Raw genomic sequence first — 18,051 nt, 5'->3', positions numbered from 1 at the left:
ATTCTACATAATATTTAATATTCTCAGTACTTTATCCTTATCTGATAAATCACCTAAAATGATTCTTTTAGGCTCGGGACATATCTTTAATAACGTAGGAATTGCTACTATCTGATGTATCACGGCCTGTTCTTTATCCCTGCTGATGTCTACGATTTCTAATTCGTAGTTTTCTTTGAGATAAGTATCGCATATTCTGCGTAAATTTTCAATTGCATGTCCTGATTTAACAGACATACCTGAAACAAAAAGTATGAACTTATGTTTGGTTGTACTTGTGCCATCAGATGAATCTTCCATGATTAAGCGTTTATAGGTTTAATATTAAGCCCTACAAGCACTCTTTCTTCATTAGAAAGGTCACCTATAATTTTACGGATTGGCTCAGGAAATTTCCTGACCAGGGTTGGTACAGCCAAAATTTGATCGCCTTCTGCCAATTGCGGATTCTTCAGCAAATCGATAATCTCGATGCTGTATTTTCCTTTTAAATGTTCTTCGGCGTACTTTTTTATATTTTCAAGTGCCTTGATCGATTTTGGCGTCTGACCTGCTATATACAGCAATAATTGCCATTCGGCTACTTCTTTTTTCATTTTAATTTTCTTTTTTCTTAGAAGATAATTTAGCCTGTAATTCTTCTGTTGCTTTCAGGATACTCAATTCTTCTTCTGCCGATTCAAATTCGGTTCTCAAGGCTTCAATATTGGCTTCCAAAACTTTGCGTTTGCGCTCAATTTCACGGTCTTTTCTGCTGATTTCGTTTTGAAGTTTAATATCAGAAATGGTTTTCTTAAACTGATGCGACTGTCTGGCAGCACCGGTCAGGATTCCCTGCGGACCTAATTCTACATCGAGTAATTCGATTCCTTTTTTAGTGATCACAAATTCGCGAACCTGATTAGAATGTCCCATTCCTCTGGCTTTGATAATAAAAATACCGCGGTTTCTTTCTCCAACGCCTTCCATATCACGAACCGTTATCCAGGTATCGACTAAAGATGATACGGATTCTTCTGCCAGATCTGGTCTAAAATTATCCGTTTGTTTATTTAATGACGTAAACAAAGCCGTAATATTATTTGCTTTGAGCATATCTATGAGCCTTACCAGCATAGAACGGACTTCTTGTTCGCTTCCTACTGTAATAAGATTACTGATTGGATCAATAATAATAGTGGTAGGCTGAAATTCTTTTATTAATTTTCGAAGTGTAAGCAAATGCAGTTCAAGACCATTTAATGACGGACGTGAAGAATGGATTTGCAAAATACCCTTTTTAATATGTTTGTCGAGATCAATTCCAATTGATTTCATATTGCGAACCAATTGCTGCGGCGATTCTTCGAAAGCGAAATAGATCGTTTTTTCGTTTTTCTTGCATTGTTCGTTGGCAAAATAACAGGCAACCGTAGTTTTAGCTGTTCCGGCTGTTCCTGATACTAAAATATTGCTTCCGCGATAGAATCCGCCGCTATGAAACATTTCGTTTAATCCGGGAACACCTGTAGAAATAATATCCGAAGAAACTTCGTTGTCGAGTTTTAACGATGTAATAGGAAGTACCGAAATACCTTCTTCATCAATTAAAAACGGATATTCGTTTGTTCCGTGTGTTGAACCTCTGTATTTTACAATTCGGAGTCTTCTGGTCGAAACTTGTTCAATAACACGATGATCGAGAACAATAACGCAGTCAGAAACATATTCTTCTAATCCTTGACGGGTTAAAGTTGCTTCGCCGCGTTCTCCCGTAATTACAGCAGTTACGCCTTTTGTTTTCAGCCAGTGAAATAATCTTCGTAATTCGGCTCTTAAAATCGCCTGATTGTCAAGACCAGCAAATAAAGATTCGATTGTATCCAGTACAACACGGGTTGCTTTTATAGAATCGATGGCGTGGCCTAATCTTATAAATAAACCATCAAGATCGTATTCTCCGGCTTCTTCAATTTCTGATCTTTCAACGCGGACATGATCTACAACGAGTTTTTTATCCTTTTTGAGCTGCTCAAGGTCAAAGCCGAGTGATTTTACATTTAAGGTAAGATCGTCTGACGGTTCCTCAAAAGACATGAAAACCCCGGGTTCGTTATATTCTGTAATTCCTTTAATAAGGAACTGCATTGACAATAATGTTTTTCCACAGCCGGCACCTCCGCAAATTAAGGTTGGGCGTCCTTTTGGGAAACCGCCATCAGTAATCTCGTCTAGTCCGTCAACGCCTGTAGGCGTTTTTGGGAATATAAAATGATGTGTTTTTGTTTTTTCCTGCACGATATAAAAATTCAGTATTATCTCAAATATACGTTTTCTTACAGAATTTACAATGAATTCTCATTAAGATTTAACAGCTGTTTAATGAAGTTTTAAAAATAAATTAAGAGAATTGATCTTTAAATATGAATAAATCGGATAATTTTAACCAAATAACTGCACATTCAATCTAAATATTTAACAGTAATTTTTGAGTTTTGCCTGAAATTGATTTTTGAGAATATTTAAATGTTAAAATCTAGTTTCCAGTATACTCTATGATACCTTTAAAAAAGCAATACCTTTTGCAATTTAACTTTGTCCCATTAATTAAAACATATAAAAATGGACAATTTAAAAGATAAAGTAGCCGTAATAACAGGCGGAAACAGCGGTATAGGATACGCTACAGCAAAACAACTAAAAGAACAAGGAGCACAAGTTATTATTACCGGAAGAAGAAAAGAAGCAATTGAAAAAGCAGCACTGGAACTGGGCGTTACAGCAATAACATCAGATCAATCGAGTATTTCTGATATTGAGAGCCTGGCTTTAAAAGTTAAACAGGATTTTGGAAAAGTGGATATTCTTTTCATCAATGCCGGAATTGCCGGATTAGGAAATATCGAGCAGGCAGCAGAAGAACAATTTGACAGTATCATGAATGTAAATTTTAAAGGCGCATATTTCACATTAAGCCGATTTATCCCAATTTTGAATGATGGTGCATCGGTTGTATTTCTTTCTTCGAATACTGCCAGTATGCCTGGGCCGGGATCTTCTGTTTATTCGGCTAGTAAAACGGCTTTGAATTCGGTTATGAAATCTGCAGCTTTAGAATTAGCACCTAGAAAAATCAGAGTGAATTCTGTTAGTCCGGGACCAACTCAAACCGAAGTCATGAAAAAAGTTGGTTTAGATGAAGCCACTGTAAATGGTATTATGGATATGGTTATCGAAAAAGTGCCTTTAAAACAAATGGGAAAATCTGAAGATGTTGCTAAAATGGTTTCGTATGTAAGCAGTGAAGCAGCAAAATTCATCACCGGAGCAGATTTTATTATGGATGGAGGAATGGTTTTAGCTTAATTTATTTTGTTTCAGGTTTAAAGTTTAATGTTTCAAGTTGCAATGCTGGTGATTTAACCGCAAAGACGCTAAGATTTATACGAAGATTCTTTTTTAATCTCGCAAAGTCGCGAAGTCGCAAAGTTTTTTGTTTCACGCAGATTCTACAGATTGAGCAGATTATTTTTTTAAATTTTTTTGAATAAACAATCAATTAAAATCTGCCTAAATCTGCAGAATCTGCGTGAAAAAATCATTTTAATCCTTTTAATCTGTGGCAAAAAAATAATAATCTGTGGCAAAAACACACATAAAGATCGCAAAGTTATTACCCACATAGCTTTGCGATCTTTGCATTTTTATAAAACCAAACGAGCCAAAAAACCTTAGCGAACTTTGCGTTAAAAAAAAATCACATTCCACTCTGTCCGTTTCACCTCAAACTTCGTCCGTTTGGACTGTTTTCTCATTTCGTAAGAAGGGTTATCGAAATACTTTTGACGAAGAAATTAACTGATATTCAAATAATTTAAAAATCAAAAAAAATGAAAACACTTCAACTAAACAAACGCAGTTTTTTAAACGTCATTGCAACGGGAAGTTTTATGTTGGCAACTGCTGTATCTTTTGCACAGAACGAAACTAAAACCGATTGTAATTTAATTCGTCCGTATCATATAAGCGTTTCGCAGGAAGCGATTACAGAACTTCGCAATCGTGTAAATGCTACCAGATGGCCGGATAAAGAAACTGTAGCAGATCAATCGCAGGGAGTAAAACTAGAGCAGATTCAGAATCTGGTAAAATATTGGGGAACCGATTATGACTGGCGCAAAACAGAAGAAAAACTAAATGCTTTACCTCAGTTTGTAACCAACATCGACGGACTGGATATTCAATTCATTCACATTAAATCAAAACATAAAAATGCGTTACCGTTAATTACTACTCACGGATGGCCGGGATCATTTTTTGAACTTTTAAAAGTAATTGGTCCATTGACAGATCCAACAGCGTATGGCGGAAAAGCCGAAGATGCATTTGATTTGGTTATTCCTTCAATGCCGGGTTATGGTTTTTCTGAAAAGCCAAAAGGAACAGGCTGGGGACCAGAGAAAATTGGAAACGCGTGGGATGTTTTAATGAAACGTTTGGGTTACAAACAGTATGTTTCACAAGGTGGTGACTGGGGTTCTGTAATTGCCGATGCGATGGCGCGTCAAGCTCCGGAAGGTTTATTGGGAATTCACGTAAATATGCCTGCAACAGTTCCTGCGGATGTTGCCAAAGCGCTTAAAGACGGAGATCCTGCACCAAAAGGATTATCGGTTAAAGAAAATGCAGCTTTTAATTCTCTGAATAAATTATACACAAAAGGCGGTGGTTATGCCGGAATGATGGTGACTCGTCCGCAGACTTTAGGTTACGGACTTACAGATTCTCCTGTTGGTTTGGCTTCATTTTTCTTAGATAAATTCAACGATTGGACCTACAGCGGTGGAAATGCCGAAAAATCATTGACTAAAGATGAAATGCTGGATGATATTTCGCTTTACTGGTTTACGAATACTGCCAATTCATCTGCTAATTTATATTGGGAAAATAACAATAACAACTTCAATGCGGTAGAACAAAGAACTGCTGAAATCAAGATTCCGGTTGCGATAACTGTTTTCCCTGGAGAAATTTACCAAGCACCAAAAACATGGGCTGAAAAAGCATACAAAAACTTAATTTATTTTAAAGAAGTAAACAAAGGCGGACACTTCGCTTCTTGGGAAGAACCGCAATTGTTTTCAGTTGAACTTCGTGCTGCTTTTAAATCATTGAGAAAATAATCTAAATAATTTATTTAAACACATAGAGACATAGGTTTTTATATGCTAAAAAAGTTTCACGCAGATTTAGCAGATTTTAGCAGATTAAATTGAATAAAAAATCTGCGTTTATCTGCTTAAATCTTTTTAAAATCTGCGTGAAACACCCAGCAAACTATGTTTGTTCAAACAAGTGAAACGCCTTTCTAGACAAAGCAAATCTATGTTCCTATGTGTTTAAAAAATCAACTGTTAAAAAACTAACTATTAAAAAAATAAAATCATGGAAACTAAAAAACAAAAAACTTGGGTAATAATCGCCATTATCATTTTAGGAATAATCGCCTTTTTGATTCCGAATCAAATCGCAGCACAAACCGGAATAAAACGTACTGATTTACAAAAACACGATTTAAGCATTCCGGGAAGAGAAACCGTTCAAGCCAAAATAGATTTCGACGGACATACCGCTTTCGGAAAACATTCTCATCCGGGTGAAGAAATCATTTATGTATTAGAAGGTTCACTTGAATATGAAGTAGAAGGGCAGGCACCCGTAACCTTAAAAGCCGGAGAAGTACTTTTTATCCCAGCTGGAGTTGTTCATTCCGCTAAAAATAATACAAATGTAAAAGCATCAGAATTGGCAACTTATATAGTTGAAAAAGGAAAACCGGTTTTGGTTATGAAAAAATAGTTTCAGGTTTAAAGTTTCAAGTTGAAATGCGAATTAGTTTAACCGCAAAGCACGCTAAGGATACACAAAGTTTCACAAAGTATTTGTTTCTCGCAGATTTTGGAGATTGAGCAGATTTGATTAAATAATTTGAAACGAATAAAAAATAGTCTGCTAAATCTGCAGAATCTGCGAGAGAAAAATCATTTTAATCCTTTAATCTGTGGCTAAAAAAATATAAGAATATAGAGTTTTACGGCTAAACTACTCACATTTCACAACTTGACCCTTGTCCATTTCACCTTTTACTTTGTCCACTTCGGCTTTTTTCTCCTTTTAAAACGAGGATTGTCGAGATACCTTTGACGAAGAAATTAACTGATAATCAACTAATCAAAAAAAATAATAATTATGAAAAAGATAGTAAAAATCAAAAACAGTATTACAAACGCAGTTCTTTTAATTGCCTTTCTTTTAGCAAACGCAGCAGCAATTGCACAAACAGAAAAACAAGATGGTTCGCTAGGAACTTTAAAACAAATCAACGCCGGATTATTAAACGTAGGATATACTGAAGCTGGTCCTTCAAACGGAACTCCGGTAATCTTACTTCACGGATGGCCTTACGATATTCACAGTTACAATGAAGTAGTGCCAATTTTAGTTTCAAAAGGATATCATGTATTTACACCTTATTTAAGAGGCTCTGGAACAACAACTTTCCTTTCTAAAGATACTTTTAGAAACGGACAACAAGCAGCATTAGCAACTGATATTATCGCTTTTATGGATGCTTTAAAAATCGACAAAGCCGTAGTTGGAGGATTCGATTGGGGAGCAAGAACAGCAGTGGTTATGGCAGCACTTTGGCCGGAACGTGTAAAAGGTCTGGTTTCAGTAAGTGGTTATTTAGTAGTGAATTTAGAAGCTAACTTAAAACCATTGCCTCCAAAAGCCGAATTAGGATGGTGGTACCAATATTATTTCGCAACTGAAAGAGGAAAATTAGGCTACAGCCAAAATACATATGAATTCAACAAACAAATTTGGCAGATCGCTTCTCCGTTATGGAATTTCGACAAAGCTACTTACGATCAAACAGCACAATCTTTTGACAATCCGGATCACGTTGCAATTGTAATTCATAATTACAGATGGAGACAATCGCTTGAAGCAGGAGAATCTAAATACGACAGTTTAGAAAAACGCCTTGCAGCAAGACCGGAAATTAAAGTACCAACCATTACAATAGGAAGTGATTTTGACGGCGCTTTCGCAGATGGAAAAGCATACGCAAACAAATTCACCGGAAAATACGCCCACAGAATTCTAAAAGGAATAGGACACAATGTTCCGCAAGAAGACCCGAAATCATTTGCTCAAGCGATAATTGATGTAGACGGGATGAAATAAATTATAATTTTTAAAATTCCAAATTCCAAATTCCAATTCAATGTCAATGACAATATCAAAAATCAAATAATCTAAACTCTAAAATCTAAAATCTAAAATTAGAAATAATCTAAAATCAACAATCTAAAATCAACAATCTAAAATCTAAAATTATTATGAACACACAAGTATTATACACAGGAAAAACACACACAATAGGTGGTAGAGAAGGAGCTTCTCAAAGTTCAGATGAACAATTGATTATCAAATTAAGTTCACCGGGAACATCGCGTCCGGGAACAAATCCGGAGCAGTTATTTGCTGCAGGATGGTCGGCATGTTTTATTGGAGCATTAGGAATCGCAGCTTCGAAATTGGGAGTTAGACTTCCGGCAGAAACTGCAGTAGATGCAGAAGTAGATTTATGTGTAACTGAAGGAGAATATTCTTTACAAGCACGTTTAAACATCAGCCTTCCGGGTATTGGTCGTGAAACTGCGGAAGCTTTAGCGGCTCAGGCACACCAAACTTGTCCTTACTCAAAAGCAACAAGAGGAAATATAAACGTTGAGATTAATATTCTTTAATTTCTAAGTTGCTTAACCTGCAAGGTTTTTAAAACCTTGTAGGTTTAAATTATTAGACTTTCTAAATAAAAAAATATACCTACAAGGTTTTTAAACCTTGCAGGAAATAAATAGGAATCATGAAAAAGATAAAAATAATAAGTGCTTTTACAATGCTGTTTTTCTTAACCGGAAACACCATTTTCAGCCAAAGCAATCCCGATAAAAAAGGTTTTGCCCTTTTAGAATTATATACTTCCGAAGGCTGTTCGAGCTGCCCGCCAGCAGATGAATTACTGGGAAAAATTCAAAATGAATTAAAAGATAAAAATGTTTACGTGCTTTCTTATCATGTTGATTATTGGGACAAACAAGGATGGAAAGACATCTTCAGCAATGCCGATTATACCAAAAGGCAATACGATTATGCAAAATATATGGAGAAAGATCCAATCTATACTCCGCAGGTAATAATTAACGGAAAAATTGATTATGTAGGTTCTCAGGAAACAAGTTTACGAAACGGAATTAAATCGGCACTTTCAAAACCAGCTTCGACGAATTTAAGCTTAGAAGCCAGTCAAAATGCGAATGCTATTGTTGTAAATTATAATGTGGAAGGAACTTCAAAAAACAGCCGTTTATTAATTGCTGTAGTTCAAAAAGAAGCGAAAAGCAATGTAAAAAGAGGGGAGAATGCCCATAGAGTTTTATCACATTATCAAATTGTTCGTAATCTGCAATGGGTAGATTTAAACAAAGTTAAAAAAGGAACAGCATCGGTTCATCTTCCTAAAAATTATAATACACAGGATTTTGAGATTATTGGGTTTGTTCAGGATATGAATTCAGGGGCAATTTTAGAAGTAAAACGAGCTTGATTTTTTTGCTTCTTGCAGATTTAGCAGATTAGCAGATTTTTTTTCCTTTCTTATCTGCAAAATCAGCTAAATCTGCGGGAGAATTAAAAATATATTTCACGAAGATTTGACAGATTTAGGCAGATTTTGCAGATTCTATTCCCAAACAATTTGCGAATAAAAATTTTGCGCCTCTGCGACTTTGCGAGATTAAAAAAACACTCCGTCATATTTGTCATTTCGACGAAGGAGAAATCTTCGCAAGTAACTCCATACAGAATGTCGCCAATCTTTGTAGAGCTTCTCGTGGAGATTTCTCCTTCGTCGAAATGACAATACTTTGGGCTGACTTTTTAAATCTGCATAAAATCTTTTTTCAAAATAAAACTATCTTTGACAAACAGGATAAAAAACGGATACAATTATGGAAAAATCAAAACGTTTTCAGGTTTCGCTCAAAATTATTTGGGGAAGCTCAATTGCACTTGCAATTCTGGCTTCAATTCCAAAATTATTTGATGCCGATTCTACGCCTGGAGACATCATCATAAACTCTTCAATTACACTGCTTTTTTCCCTTTTTATTTGGTATTACAACATTTATAGTCTGCCTAAATTTTCATCGCAGCGTACGAATAAAAGCCTGTTTAACTGGAAACTTTTACTAAGTGTTGTTTTGGGAATTTTGCTGATGGTGATTCTGGTAATTGCACATCAGGAACTTTTTCAGGTTTCAAAAATGGATGCGCCAATCATGTTTGAACTTCGTGGTATTTTGATCAATTTGATTGTCTATATGTTTCTGCATTTACTTTTTCAGAATTACCAAACCCAGCAAATGGGAGTAGAACTGGAGCGTACCAAAGCCGTACATTTAGGGGCGCAGTACGAATTATTGAAACAACAGGTAAATCCGCATTTTTTGTTTAACAGTTTGAATACTTTAAAATCGATGGTCGATATGCAGGATCCGCAGAGTTCTGATTTTATCCTTAAATTATCTGATTTTTACCGATTTACTCTCGAAAGTAGAAAAATGGATTTGATTCCGTTAAAAGAAGAATTACAAATTTTAGATTCGTATGTATATCTGCTCAAAGCCCGTTTTGAAGATGGATTTGAAGTGATAAAAGAAATCGATGAAAAGCAATACGATTGTGCGATTCCTCCTTTTTCATTGCAATTATTGATCGAGAATTGTATCAAACACAATGTTGTTTCGCTTGATAAACCTTTGAAAATTAAATTATATACCGAAAATGATTTTCTGGTAATTGAAAATCCAATTCAGCTGAAACGAGGAACTTTGTCAACCGGAGTAGGACTGAACAATATCAATCAGCGTTTTCTGCATTTGGTTAACAAAGAAATTGAAATTGATAAAACCGAAACCCTTTTTAAAGTAAAAATACCACTGATTTATGACTATCGTAATAATTGAAGATGAAATAAAAACGGCCAAAGCACTTGGTCAGCTAATTTTGAGTATCAGACCCGATGCTCAAATTTTGTCGTATATTCAAAGTATTGACGGAGCTGTGAGTTATCTTTTAGAGAACGATCAGCCCGATTTGATTTTTATGGATATTCAGCTTGCGGATGGTTTGAGCTTTGAAATTTTCAAAAATGTAGAGGTTTTGTCACCCGTAATTTTCTGCACCGCTTTTGATGATTACGCCATCGACGCTTTCAAATCAAACGGAATCGATTATGTCTTAAAACCTTTTTCAAGAGAAAGTATTTCGCAAGCTATTAAAAAAGCAGGCGAACTGAAAAACTTCTTCCAAAGAAATAAAAAAATGATGCCCGATTTCGATTATCTTTTAACAAGAACGGGAGAAAATAAAGGCAAAAGCAGTTTTTTGGTTTTCAAAAACAATAAATACCAAACGATTCAAACAGAGAATATCGCTTTTTTCTACATTAAAAATGAAACACCAACAATAGTAACTTTTGATAAAACCGAATATCAAATTACACAATCTCTCGATGAAGTTCATAAGCTTTTATCAGCCATTCAGTTCTTCAGAATCAACAGACAATATTTGGTAAACTTTTCAGCGATAAGAGAAGCAGAACATTATTTCTCAAGAAAGCTGATTCTTAAACTTACCATTCCAACAGAAGAAAAATTATTGGTTGGGAAAGAGAAAGCAACGGCATTTTTAAGCTGGCTGGAGAATAGATAAGTTTACAGTCTCAGTTTTCAGTTGCGTTATTCAATCACAGTTTTATAGACACAGTTTGTCATTTCGAGGAACGAGAAATCGCACTAGATATTCCACACAGTAATTCTCCAATCTTTGGCGAGTTTCGCGTGCTATTTCTCGTTCCTCGAAATGACAAACTGCATAATCTGAATCCTGCAAACAGAGACTGCAAACAGAGACTGCAAACTGTAAACTGCGACTGAATACTGCGACTAAAAAAAACTAAACCTTAGAAGGCGGTAACCCAAACTGTTTCTTAAAAGCAAACGAAAAATGCGATAAATCCTCAAAACCTACTTCTAAATAAACTTCCGAAGGTGTTTTTCCTTTTTCTTTAATTTGATAATACGCTTCCTGTAATCTTTTCTGAATGAGCCAACGACTTGGGGAAAGATCAAAAATACGCTGGAAATCTCTTTTAAAAGTTGCCAGACTTCTTCCCGTTAAATAAGCAAAACGATCTAATTGAACATTAAAATGAAAATTCTTTTTCATAAATGCTTCCAAATCAATTTTTCCGGGTTCGTTAAAGTCGAATAAAATATCTTTTAATTCAGGATGGCATTGCAGTAAAATCGTAATGGCTTCATTTACTTTTAACGTCTGAAGATCTTCGGTAATAAGCTGGTCTTCGTTGATATACGGAATCAGCGAATTCATAAAGCTTTTCAATAACGGAACTTCTTTTAACTGCAAAACCATTTCAGTTTCCGGGCTTTTAATCAAACTTGTTTTTTGATTGTATTGTATCGAATAATCACGAAGTGCTTCCTGATTCAAATAAATAGAAATAGACTGAAAAGCGGTATTGGGATCAGGTTGTTTGATGAATTTTATGAGCTGATTTCTTCGGATAAATCTAAAATCGCCTGGGTTAAAAACATATTCTTTATTCCCGTTATTTAAAGTCAGAATTCCCGAAATCTGAAAACTCAAAACATGTTGTGCAGCAAATTGCTCGCCTTCACGATTTTGTGTGTAATAGCAGGAATACGCAATGGGCGAGGTTTTCTGATTTATTTTTGAATCGTTCATATCACAAATTTATAAAAATTAAAGTTGGGATTATTTTAAACACATAGAAACATAGATTATATTCTAAATAAAAGATGTTTGAAAAAATCTAGATTTTCACACATAGTTTTGTGTTTTAAACAAAAAACTTAAAATAATGTTTCCCGCAGATTTAGCAGATCAAGCAGATTTTTTTTTATTTAATCTGTGTAATCTGCAAAATCTGCGAGAGAGTATCAAACTATGTTTGTTCAAAACAAGTGAAACGCCTTTATAGACAAAGAAAAACTATGTTCCTATGTGTTTAAAAAATTATGCATTAACCATTGATAATGCTTATTTCTTACCAGTATACCATTTTCCCTGAGCTGAATCAAAAAAACTTCCAGAATCTTCATGATCTGTAGACAAACTTACATTCATCCATTTCTCCATTTCTTCCGTTCTGTTTTTATCAGCATTTTGTAAAATTCCAATTGCTTCACTTCCCAAAACAAGATGTACAGGCGGATTTGGATCTGAAGCCAGATCAACCATCACTTTAGCCGCTTTTTCAGGATCTCCAACCGGAACAAAATTTCCACCTTTAAAGAAATCGGTACGTTGTTTCACCATTTCATAGCCTTCAATATCTTCGGCATACGTCATCGATGCGCCTGCCCAATCCGTGCGGAATCCGCCTGGTTCAACGCTCGTAACCAAAATTCCAAGCGGAGCAACTTCTTTGGCCAAAGCCTCAGTAAATCCGCCTAAACCAAATTTCGCAGCCTGATACATTGTTAAACCCGGATTCCCAACACGTCCGCCAACAGAACTGATTTGTAAAATTCGGCCAGAACCTTGTTTACGCATAAAAGGCAGAACGGCACGTGTAATTTCAATTGGCGCGTATAAATTAGTTTCTAACTGACTTCTAACTTGTTCACTTGTATACGCTTCTGCAGCACCAATAATTCCGAATCCGGCGTTGTTAACCAATACGTCGATTCTTCCGAAATGCTCAACAGCTTTATTTACGGCCTCATGAACTTCATCATAATTGGTAACATCTAATTTTAAAGGCAGAATCTGATCCTGAAATTTTTCTTTTAAATCATTTAACTGATTAATGTCTCGTGCAGTTGCTGCTACTTTGTCTCCGCTTTCTAAAACTGCTTCAGTAAGATTACGTCCTAATCCTCGAGAGCTTCCTGTAATAAACCATATTTTGTTCATTGTAATTGTGTTTTTAAGTTCATTACAAATTTACGGCGGGAATGAAGGTTGTTATTTTGTTGAAAAGCTCAAATTTATTTGTTTTAAGGCTCAAGGGTGTTTTGCCGCGAAGACACAAAGGCGCTAAGTTTTATTTTTGCCACAGATTAAAAGGATTAATGGATTTTTTTATTTCACGCAGATTTTAAAATGATTTAAGCAGATGTGGGCAGATATTTTTTTAATAATCTGTCCAATCTGCTTAATCTGCATGAAATAAAAGTTAGTGCCTTTGTGTCTTTGTGGCAAAAAAAATTAACGTGCAGTATAAGTTACACTGTATAATCTTCTAAACATTATATAAGTAACACTTACCATAACAAAAGCAATAATTGCATCAATAGTTGCAGGAAAACCTAATACAACCAATTTTGAAAAGAAAGCGAAAATAATGTCAAAAAATACTCCCGCAAATACCCATTCTTTTAATCGTAATAATTTATTCGGAATTAATAATGTGATGACGCCTGAAACTTTCATTACACCAAGGATGTAAATAAAATGAGCCGGATAACCTAATAGTTGTGTAATTTCCCAAACCAATTTGTTGGTTGTAAGTTCAAAAAATCCGCTGGCACCAAACCATAAAGAAGTTAAAATAATTCCTGTCCAATAAATAATTTTTGTTGTTTTTGCATTCATGATTTTAAATTTTAAGTTGTTAAACAGGACAAATTTGCGGCAACGGCAATCGATTTCATATTCATATTTTGGTGAAACGGACAAATTCAAATCCGAAATAGACAATCAATAAGTTCATTTGATTTTATAACTTTACAAAAGATTTTCAAACCCAATAGTCACCATTTAAAATGGAAGCCAAAACACTTTTAAAAGAACATATCGCCAAAACAGTTTCGCTGACAGAGGAAGAGTTTGATTATTTCTTTTCGCATTTCAAATCCTTATCTTTTAAAAAAGGGCAAACGATTATCAGCGCAGGCGATAAAGTCGATTGTGAGTATTTTGTGATTTCGGGTTGTCTGAAAGCTTTTTATATAAATGATGAAATCAAAATGTACATTCTGCAGTTTGCGATGCCAACCTGGTGGACATCTGATTATAATGCACTTTACAACCAAACTCCCGCCGCTATAAATGTTGATTGCATTACAGATGCCGAAGTGCTTTGCCTTTCTAACACCGACCGTGAAAAACTCTGTGCCGAATTTCATCAGGTGGAACATTTCTTCCGTTGGAGAACGAACAAAGGATACATCGCTTCTCAAAAAAGACTTTTATCTTTTATGAATAATAATGTCAAAATTCGTTACGAAGAACTTTTGGCTTTATATCCTCAATTATACAATTTAGTTCCAAAGCATTTAATTGCGGCTTATTTAGGAGTTTCGAGAGAAACCCTTAGCCGACTTTATAATTCTTAGTTTTTGTAGCCCACGGATTTTACGGGTTATTTTTTTGTTTTGCGTAGATTTTGTTTCTCGCAGATTTTTTATCGCTATAAAAATATTGCCTGTGGTTTCAACCACAGGGATCTTGATTATGGCAATACTTTGCGTTCCAGCGGTTGAAACCGCTGGCTATATTTTAAATTCGATATCAATATAAAAACCTTTGTCTCTTTGTCCCTTTGCACCTTTGAACCTCCAAAATAAGAATGTGATCTACATCACGTAACCGATTTCCATAGTCGCCGTTCCTTTGTACTGTACTTTTAAATACAACAAAAAATGGAAACAATAAATTTTGAAATCGTAAGCTCAAACAGCAGCGTAGAATGGACTGGTAGAAAGGTTACTGGTGCACATAATGGTACAATTGGTATCAAAAATGGTAATTTCATCTTTAATGATGGAAAAATAAAAGGAGGAAATGTTGTTATCGACACCACTTCTATTAAAATTCTGGATGTAACAGATCCGGCAACGAACACTCAATTTGCAGGACACCTTGCATCTGATGATTTTTTCTCAATCGAAAAATTCCCAACAGCGACATTAGATATTTTAAACGTAAAAGAAATATCAAGCACAACGTATCATCTTGAAGGAAACCTGACTATAAAAGATATTACACATCTTGTTGGGTTTGAAGCACAAGTAAACAATGACAACAATACCCTTTCACTTGGAGGTAAATTAATAATCGATCGTACCAAATACGATATCAAATTCCGTTCAGGAAATTTCTTCAAAGATTTGGGAGACACATTAATTTACAACGACTTTGAGCTAGATTTTAATATCACTGCCGAAGCTGTTTTTACAGGACAATCTAAAAACTAATTATCATGCCTTACGTAAAAATCGAATTGACCCGCGAAGGAGTAACACGCGGGCAAAAACAAGAATTAATCAGCGGCATTACCAACCTGATTACAGAAGTATTAAATAAAGATCCGCATTTAACTCACGTTGTGATTCAGGAAATTGAATTAGACGATTGGGGTTACGCAGGAGAACAAGTATCAGTATTAAGAGAAAAAGGCATTACAGCCGATAAAAAATAACATCATGAAAAAACAAACAATAATCGTTACCGGAGCAGCTTCTGGTATTGGAAAAGGAATCGCCAAATATTTTTTAGACAGAGGCGATAATGTGGTTATAAACTCCGTTACAGCATCTTCATTAGAAAAAACTTTCGATGAATTTGGTGCAGGCGAAAATCTGGCGATGTTTGCCGGAGATGTAAGCGATAAAAAAACAGGAGAACAATTGGTTAAAATTGCTTTAGAAAAATTTGGTTCTGTAGATGTATTGGTTAACAATGCAGGAATCTTTGCCAGCAAACCATTTTTAGAAGTGGATGAAGCATATTTAGATACATTTTTGAAAACCAATCTAAAAGGAACTTATTTCACTACACAATCTGTGCTTCCGCAAATGCTGAAACAACAAGGCGGGGTTGTAATCAATATCGGAACTCCTCTTGTAAATCATGGTTTAGGCGGATGGCCTGCTTCGGCTCCAATTGCAAGTAAAGGAGCAATTCATGCCTTAACGATTCAGTTAGCGGCAGAATTCGGGAAACAAAACATTCGTTTCAATACCGTTGCGCCGGGTGTAATTCGTACGCCAATGCACGGAGATAACGCAGATCAAAGTGCTGGTTTGCATTTATTAAACAGAGTAGGTGAGATCGACGATGTTTCTGAAATGGTCTACACAGTTGCTAAAAGCAATTTTATTACCGGATCAATCATAAATGTTGATGGCGGAAAAGGTGCAGGACACAATTTAAATTAAGGTGAAAACTATATTATTAACTGCTTTTATGCTCTGGAGTTTTCAGGGCATAAAAGCTCAAAATACTAGTAAAATGGAAAATCAAATAGAAATTCAGGCTATTACCGATGCAATAGAAAACTTTTATTTTAAAGGCATTTATGAAGGTGATGAATTATTGCTTGGCAGTATTTTTCAACCCGGGACATTACTTTTCGGAGATATAAAAGGACAGCCATATTTCAAAACCGTTGATTTGTATTTAGACGGCGTTAAAAACAGACAAAGTCCAAAGGATTCAGGCAAACCTTTTAAAGGTGAAATTCTGCATATAAGTGTTGTAAATTCTATCTCTGTAGCGGAATTAAATGTTAAAATGTACGACTTTAATTATAGGGATTTTTTATCTTTCCATAAGATTAATGGCAAATGGCTTATCGTCAATAAAATGTTGACTGATACCAATAAATAACTAAAATTTTGAAGCTATGTGGTACAATACAAAAGCTAAGGAACTGTTAGGAATTGACTATCCAATTTTGCAAGGCCCTTTTGGGGGTAATTTATCAACGGTAGAATTAACAGCGACGGTTTCAAATCTTGGCGGATTAGGCGGTTACGGCGCATACACTTTAAGTCCACAGGAAATTTACGAAGTTGATAAACAAATAAAAGCAGCCACAGATAAGCCATATAACATTAATCTTTGGGTTTCCGATCATGACATTCCGGATGGTGGTTTAACCGATGAGCAATTTGAAAAAACAAAAGCACTTTTTAAACCCTATTATGACGAAGTTGGAATTCCGTTACCGGAAAAACCAGCGCCGTTTCAATCGAGATTCGAAAACCAATTGCAAGTTATTTTAGATGTTAAACCGAAGGTTTTCAGTTTTATGTTTGGTGTTCCTTCAGATGATGTTTTAGAACAATTGCGAAAATTAGGAATTGTTACTGTTGGTGTAGCTACAACTCTTGATGAAGCTATTTTTCTGGAAAGTAAAGGAGTTGATATGATTATTGCTTCGGGTTTTGAAGCGGGCGGACACCGACCTTCTTTTTTAACCAACGCCGAGGCATCTGTAACCGGAACTTTTGTTTTACTGCAATTAATTCGAGAAAAAATAAAAACGCCAATCATTGCAGCGGGAGGAATTGCCGACGGAAAAGGAGTTGCCGCAGCCTTAACATTAGGCGCAAGCGCAGCCCAAATAGGAACCGCTTTTTTAGCTGTAGATGAATCGAATGCATTGCCAATTCACAGAGAAATGTTATTTTCTGATGCGGCAAAATATACAACGCTTTCACGCGCATACACGGGAAGATTAGGTCGAGGCATTACAAGCCGAATTGCAAAAGATATAATTGGAAAAGAATCGAATATTCTGCCTTTTCCATTACAGACTACTTTTATTTCTCCATTGAGAAAAGCTGCACTCGACCAGCAAAAATGGGATATGATATTATTTTGGGGAGGACAAATTTCGCCAATCTTAAAACATACCAAAGCAAAAGAATTGATGCATTCTTTGATTGAAGAAACTACGGCGTATTTTGATGGATTAAAGTCATAGTTCCTCGGAATGACAAGCGGTACGGTAATTTCTGTTTCAATACAAACTCATTTCAAAAAACGGAATGAGTTTTTTTATGATTTTTCTACAGTAAAAAACAGAATTAGTCAATTTTATTCTATCAAACGTATGAATTTCCATTATAAAACAAGGAATTATTAAAAATTATACCCTGA

General features: G+C 35.3%; 20 protein-coding genes. 14 read left to right on the top strand and 6 right to left on the bottom strand.

Annotation, left to right across the window (positions count from 1 at the left end; translation table 11 throughout):
* Nucleotides 1-3: 3 nt before the first annotated feature.
* Genes NLJ00_RS19990 through kaiC form a run of 3 tightly spaced genes read right to left on the bottom strand, consistent with a single transcriptional unit; the run spans nucleotide 4 to nucleotide 2,277 of the window.
* Complete coding sequence (locus NLJ00_RS19990) at nucleotides 4-300, bottom strand: circadian clock KaiB family protein (RefSeq protein ID WP_256635119.1); 297 nt, start codon at nucleotides 298-300, stop codon at nucleotides 4-6.
* A gap of 2 nt (nucleotides 301-302) precedes the next feature.
* Complete coding sequence (locus tag NLJ00_RS19985) at nucleotides 303-596, bottom strand: circadian clock KaiB family protein (protein ID WP_053474503.1); 294 nt, start codon at nucleotides 594-596, stop codon at nucleotides 303-305.
* Nucleotide 597: 1 nt separating this feature from the next.
* Nucleotides 598-2,277, bottom strand: a complete 1,680-nt coding sequence (kaiC, locus tag NLJ00_RS19980) for a circadian clock protein KaiC (RefSeq protein WP_256635118.1) — start codon at nucleotides 2,275-2,277, stop codon at nucleotides 598-600.
* Nucleotides 2,278-2,601: 324 nt separating this feature from the next.
* Between kaiC and NLJ00_RS19975 the strand changes: the two genes are divergently transcribed.
* The 8 genes from NLJ00_RS19975 to NLJ00_RS19940 all read left to right on the top strand — a co-directional run bounded on the left by NLJ00_RS19975 (nucleotide 2,602) and on the right by NLJ00_RS19940 (nucleotide 10,824).
* Entirely contained in the window at nucleotides 2,602-3,345 is a 744-nt protein-coding gene (locus NLJ00_RS19975) for an SDR family oxidoreductase (protein WP_256635117.1), read from the top strand.
* Between the two features lie 524 nt (nucleotides 3,346-3,869).
* A complete protein-coding gene (locus NLJ00_RS19970; protein WP_256635116.1) occupies nucleotides 3,870-5,162 on the top strand; it encodes an epoxide hydrolase family protein in 1,293 nt (430 codons plus the stop codon).
* 262 nt (nucleotides 5,163-5,424) lie between these two features.
* The gene (locus tag NLJ00_RS19965) at nucleotides 5,425-5,838 is read left to right on the top strand and encodes a cupin domain-containing protein (protein WP_053474507.1); all 414 of its coding nucleotides are present in this window, start codon (nucleotides 5,425-5,427) and stop codon (nucleotides 5,836-5,838) included.
* Between the two features lie 390 nt (nucleotides 5,839-6,228).
* Nucleotides 6,229-7,230: an alpha/beta fold hydrolase gene (locus NLJ00_RS19960; RefSeq protein ID WP_256635115.1), complete on the top strand. Its 1,002-nt coding sequence runs from the start codon at nucleotides 6,229-6,231 to the stop codon at nucleotides 7,228-7,230.
* A 155-nt stretch (nucleotides 7,231-7,385) separates the two neighbouring features.
* Nucleotides 7,386-7,796, top strand: a complete 411-nt coding sequence (locus NLJ00_RS19955) for an organic hydroperoxide resistance protein (protein WP_256635114.1) — start codon at nucleotides 7,386-7,388, stop codon at nucleotides 7,794-7,796.
* A gap of 119 nt (nucleotides 7,797-7,915) precedes the next feature.
* Nucleotides 7,916-8,656 carry a DUF1223 domain-containing protein gene (locus tag NLJ00_RS19950; RefSeq protein ID WP_256635113.1) on the top strand — a complete coding sequence of 247 codons (741 nt, stop codon included), beginning with the start codon at nucleotides 7,916-7,918 and terminating at the stop codon, nucleotides 8,654-8,656.
* A gap of 403 nt (nucleotides 8,657-9,059) precedes the next feature.
* Nucleotides 9,060-10,076: a sensor histidine kinase gene (locus tag NLJ00_RS19945; protein ID WP_053472761.1), complete on the top strand. Its 1,017-nt coding sequence runs from the start codon at nucleotides 9,060-9,062 to the stop codon at nucleotides 10,074-10,076.
* Entirely contained in the window at nucleotides 10,057-10,824 is a 768-nt protein-coding gene (locus tag NLJ00_RS19940; protein ID WP_256635112.1) for a LytR/AlgR family response regulator transcription factor, read from the top strand. Before NLJ00_RS19945 ends, NLJ00_RS19940 begins: the two co-directional genes overlap by 20 nt.
* 243 nt (nucleotides 10,825-11,067) lie before the next feature.
* Here NLJ00_RS19940 and NLJ00_RS19935 read toward each other — a convergent pair whose 3' ends face one another.
* From NLJ00_RS19935 to NLJ00_RS19925, 3 genes are all read right to left on the bottom strand, one after another.
* The gene (locus NLJ00_RS19935) at nucleotides 11,068-11,880 is read right to left on the bottom strand and encodes a helix-turn-helix domain-containing protein (protein WP_053472759.1); all 813 of its coding nucleotides are present in this window, start codon (nucleotides 11,878-11,880) and stop codon (nucleotides 11,068-11,070) included.
* Between the two features lie 315 nt (nucleotides 11,881-12,195).
* Complete coding sequence (locus NLJ00_RS19930; protein WP_256635111.1) at nucleotides 12,196-13,074, bottom strand: oxidoreductase; 879 nt, start codon at nucleotides 13,072-13,074, stop codon at nucleotides 12,196-12,198.
* Nucleotides 13,075-13,368: 294 nt separating this feature from the next.
* A complete protein-coding gene (locus tag NLJ00_RS19925; RefSeq protein ID WP_180857563.1) occupies nucleotides 13,369-13,755 on the bottom strand; it encodes a DoxX family protein in 387 nt (128 codons plus the stop codon).
* A gap of 170 nt (nucleotides 13,756-13,925) precedes the next feature.
* Between NLJ00_RS19925 and NLJ00_RS19920 the strand changes: the two genes are divergently transcribed.
* From NLJ00_RS19920 to NLJ00_RS19895, 6 genes are all read left to right on the top strand, one after another.
* Nucleotides 13,926-14,498, top strand: a complete 573-nt coding sequence (locus NLJ00_RS19920) for a Crp/Fnr family transcriptional regulator (RefSeq protein ID WP_256635110.1) — start codon at nucleotides 13,926-13,928, stop codon at nucleotides 14,496-14,498.
* Between the two features lie 306 nt (nucleotides 14,499-14,804).
* Entirely contained in the window at nucleotides 14,805-15,359 is a 555-nt protein-coding gene (locus tag NLJ00_RS19915; protein WP_256635109.1) for a YceI family protein, read from the top strand.
* 5 nt (nucleotides 15,360-15,364) lie between these two features.
* Entirely contained in the window at nucleotides 15,365-15,583 is a 219-nt protein-coding gene (locus NLJ00_RS19910) for a tautomerase family protein (protein WP_012025971.1), read from the top strand.
* Nucleotides 15,584-15,587: 4 nt separating this feature from the next.
* Nucleotides 15,588-16,322, top strand: coding sequence for an SDR family NAD(P)-dependent oxidoreductase (locus tag NLJ00_RS19905; protein WP_256635108.1), 735 nt, complete (start codon nucleotides 15,588-15,590; stop codon nucleotides 16,320-16,322).
* A 73-nt stretch (nucleotides 16,323-16,395) separates the two neighbouring features.
* The gene (locus tag NLJ00_RS19900; RefSeq protein ID WP_256635107.1) at nucleotides 16,396-16,773 is read left to right on the top strand and encodes a nuclear transport factor 2 family protein; all 378 of its coding nucleotides are present in this window, start codon (nucleotides 16,396-16,398) and stop codon (nucleotides 16,771-16,773) included.
* 16 nt (nucleotides 16,774-16,789) lie between these two features.
* Nucleotides 16,790-17,875 carry an NAD(P)H-dependent flavin oxidoreductase gene (locus NLJ00_RS19895; RefSeq protein WP_256635106.1) on the top strand — a complete coding sequence of 362 codons (1,086 nt, stop codon included), beginning with the start codon at nucleotides 16,790-16,792 and terminating at the stop codon, nucleotides 17,873-17,875.
* Nucleotides 17,876-18,051: the final 176 nt, after the last annotated feature.

The sequence above is a fragment of the Flavobacterium panici genome, assembly GCF_024499525.1.
GTDB classification, from domain to species: domain Bacteria; phylum Bacteroidota; class Bacteroidia; order Flavobacteriales; family Flavobacteriaceae; genus Flavobacterium; species Flavobacterium panici.
This window is presented reverse-complemented; position numbering and strand designations above follow the sequence as displayed.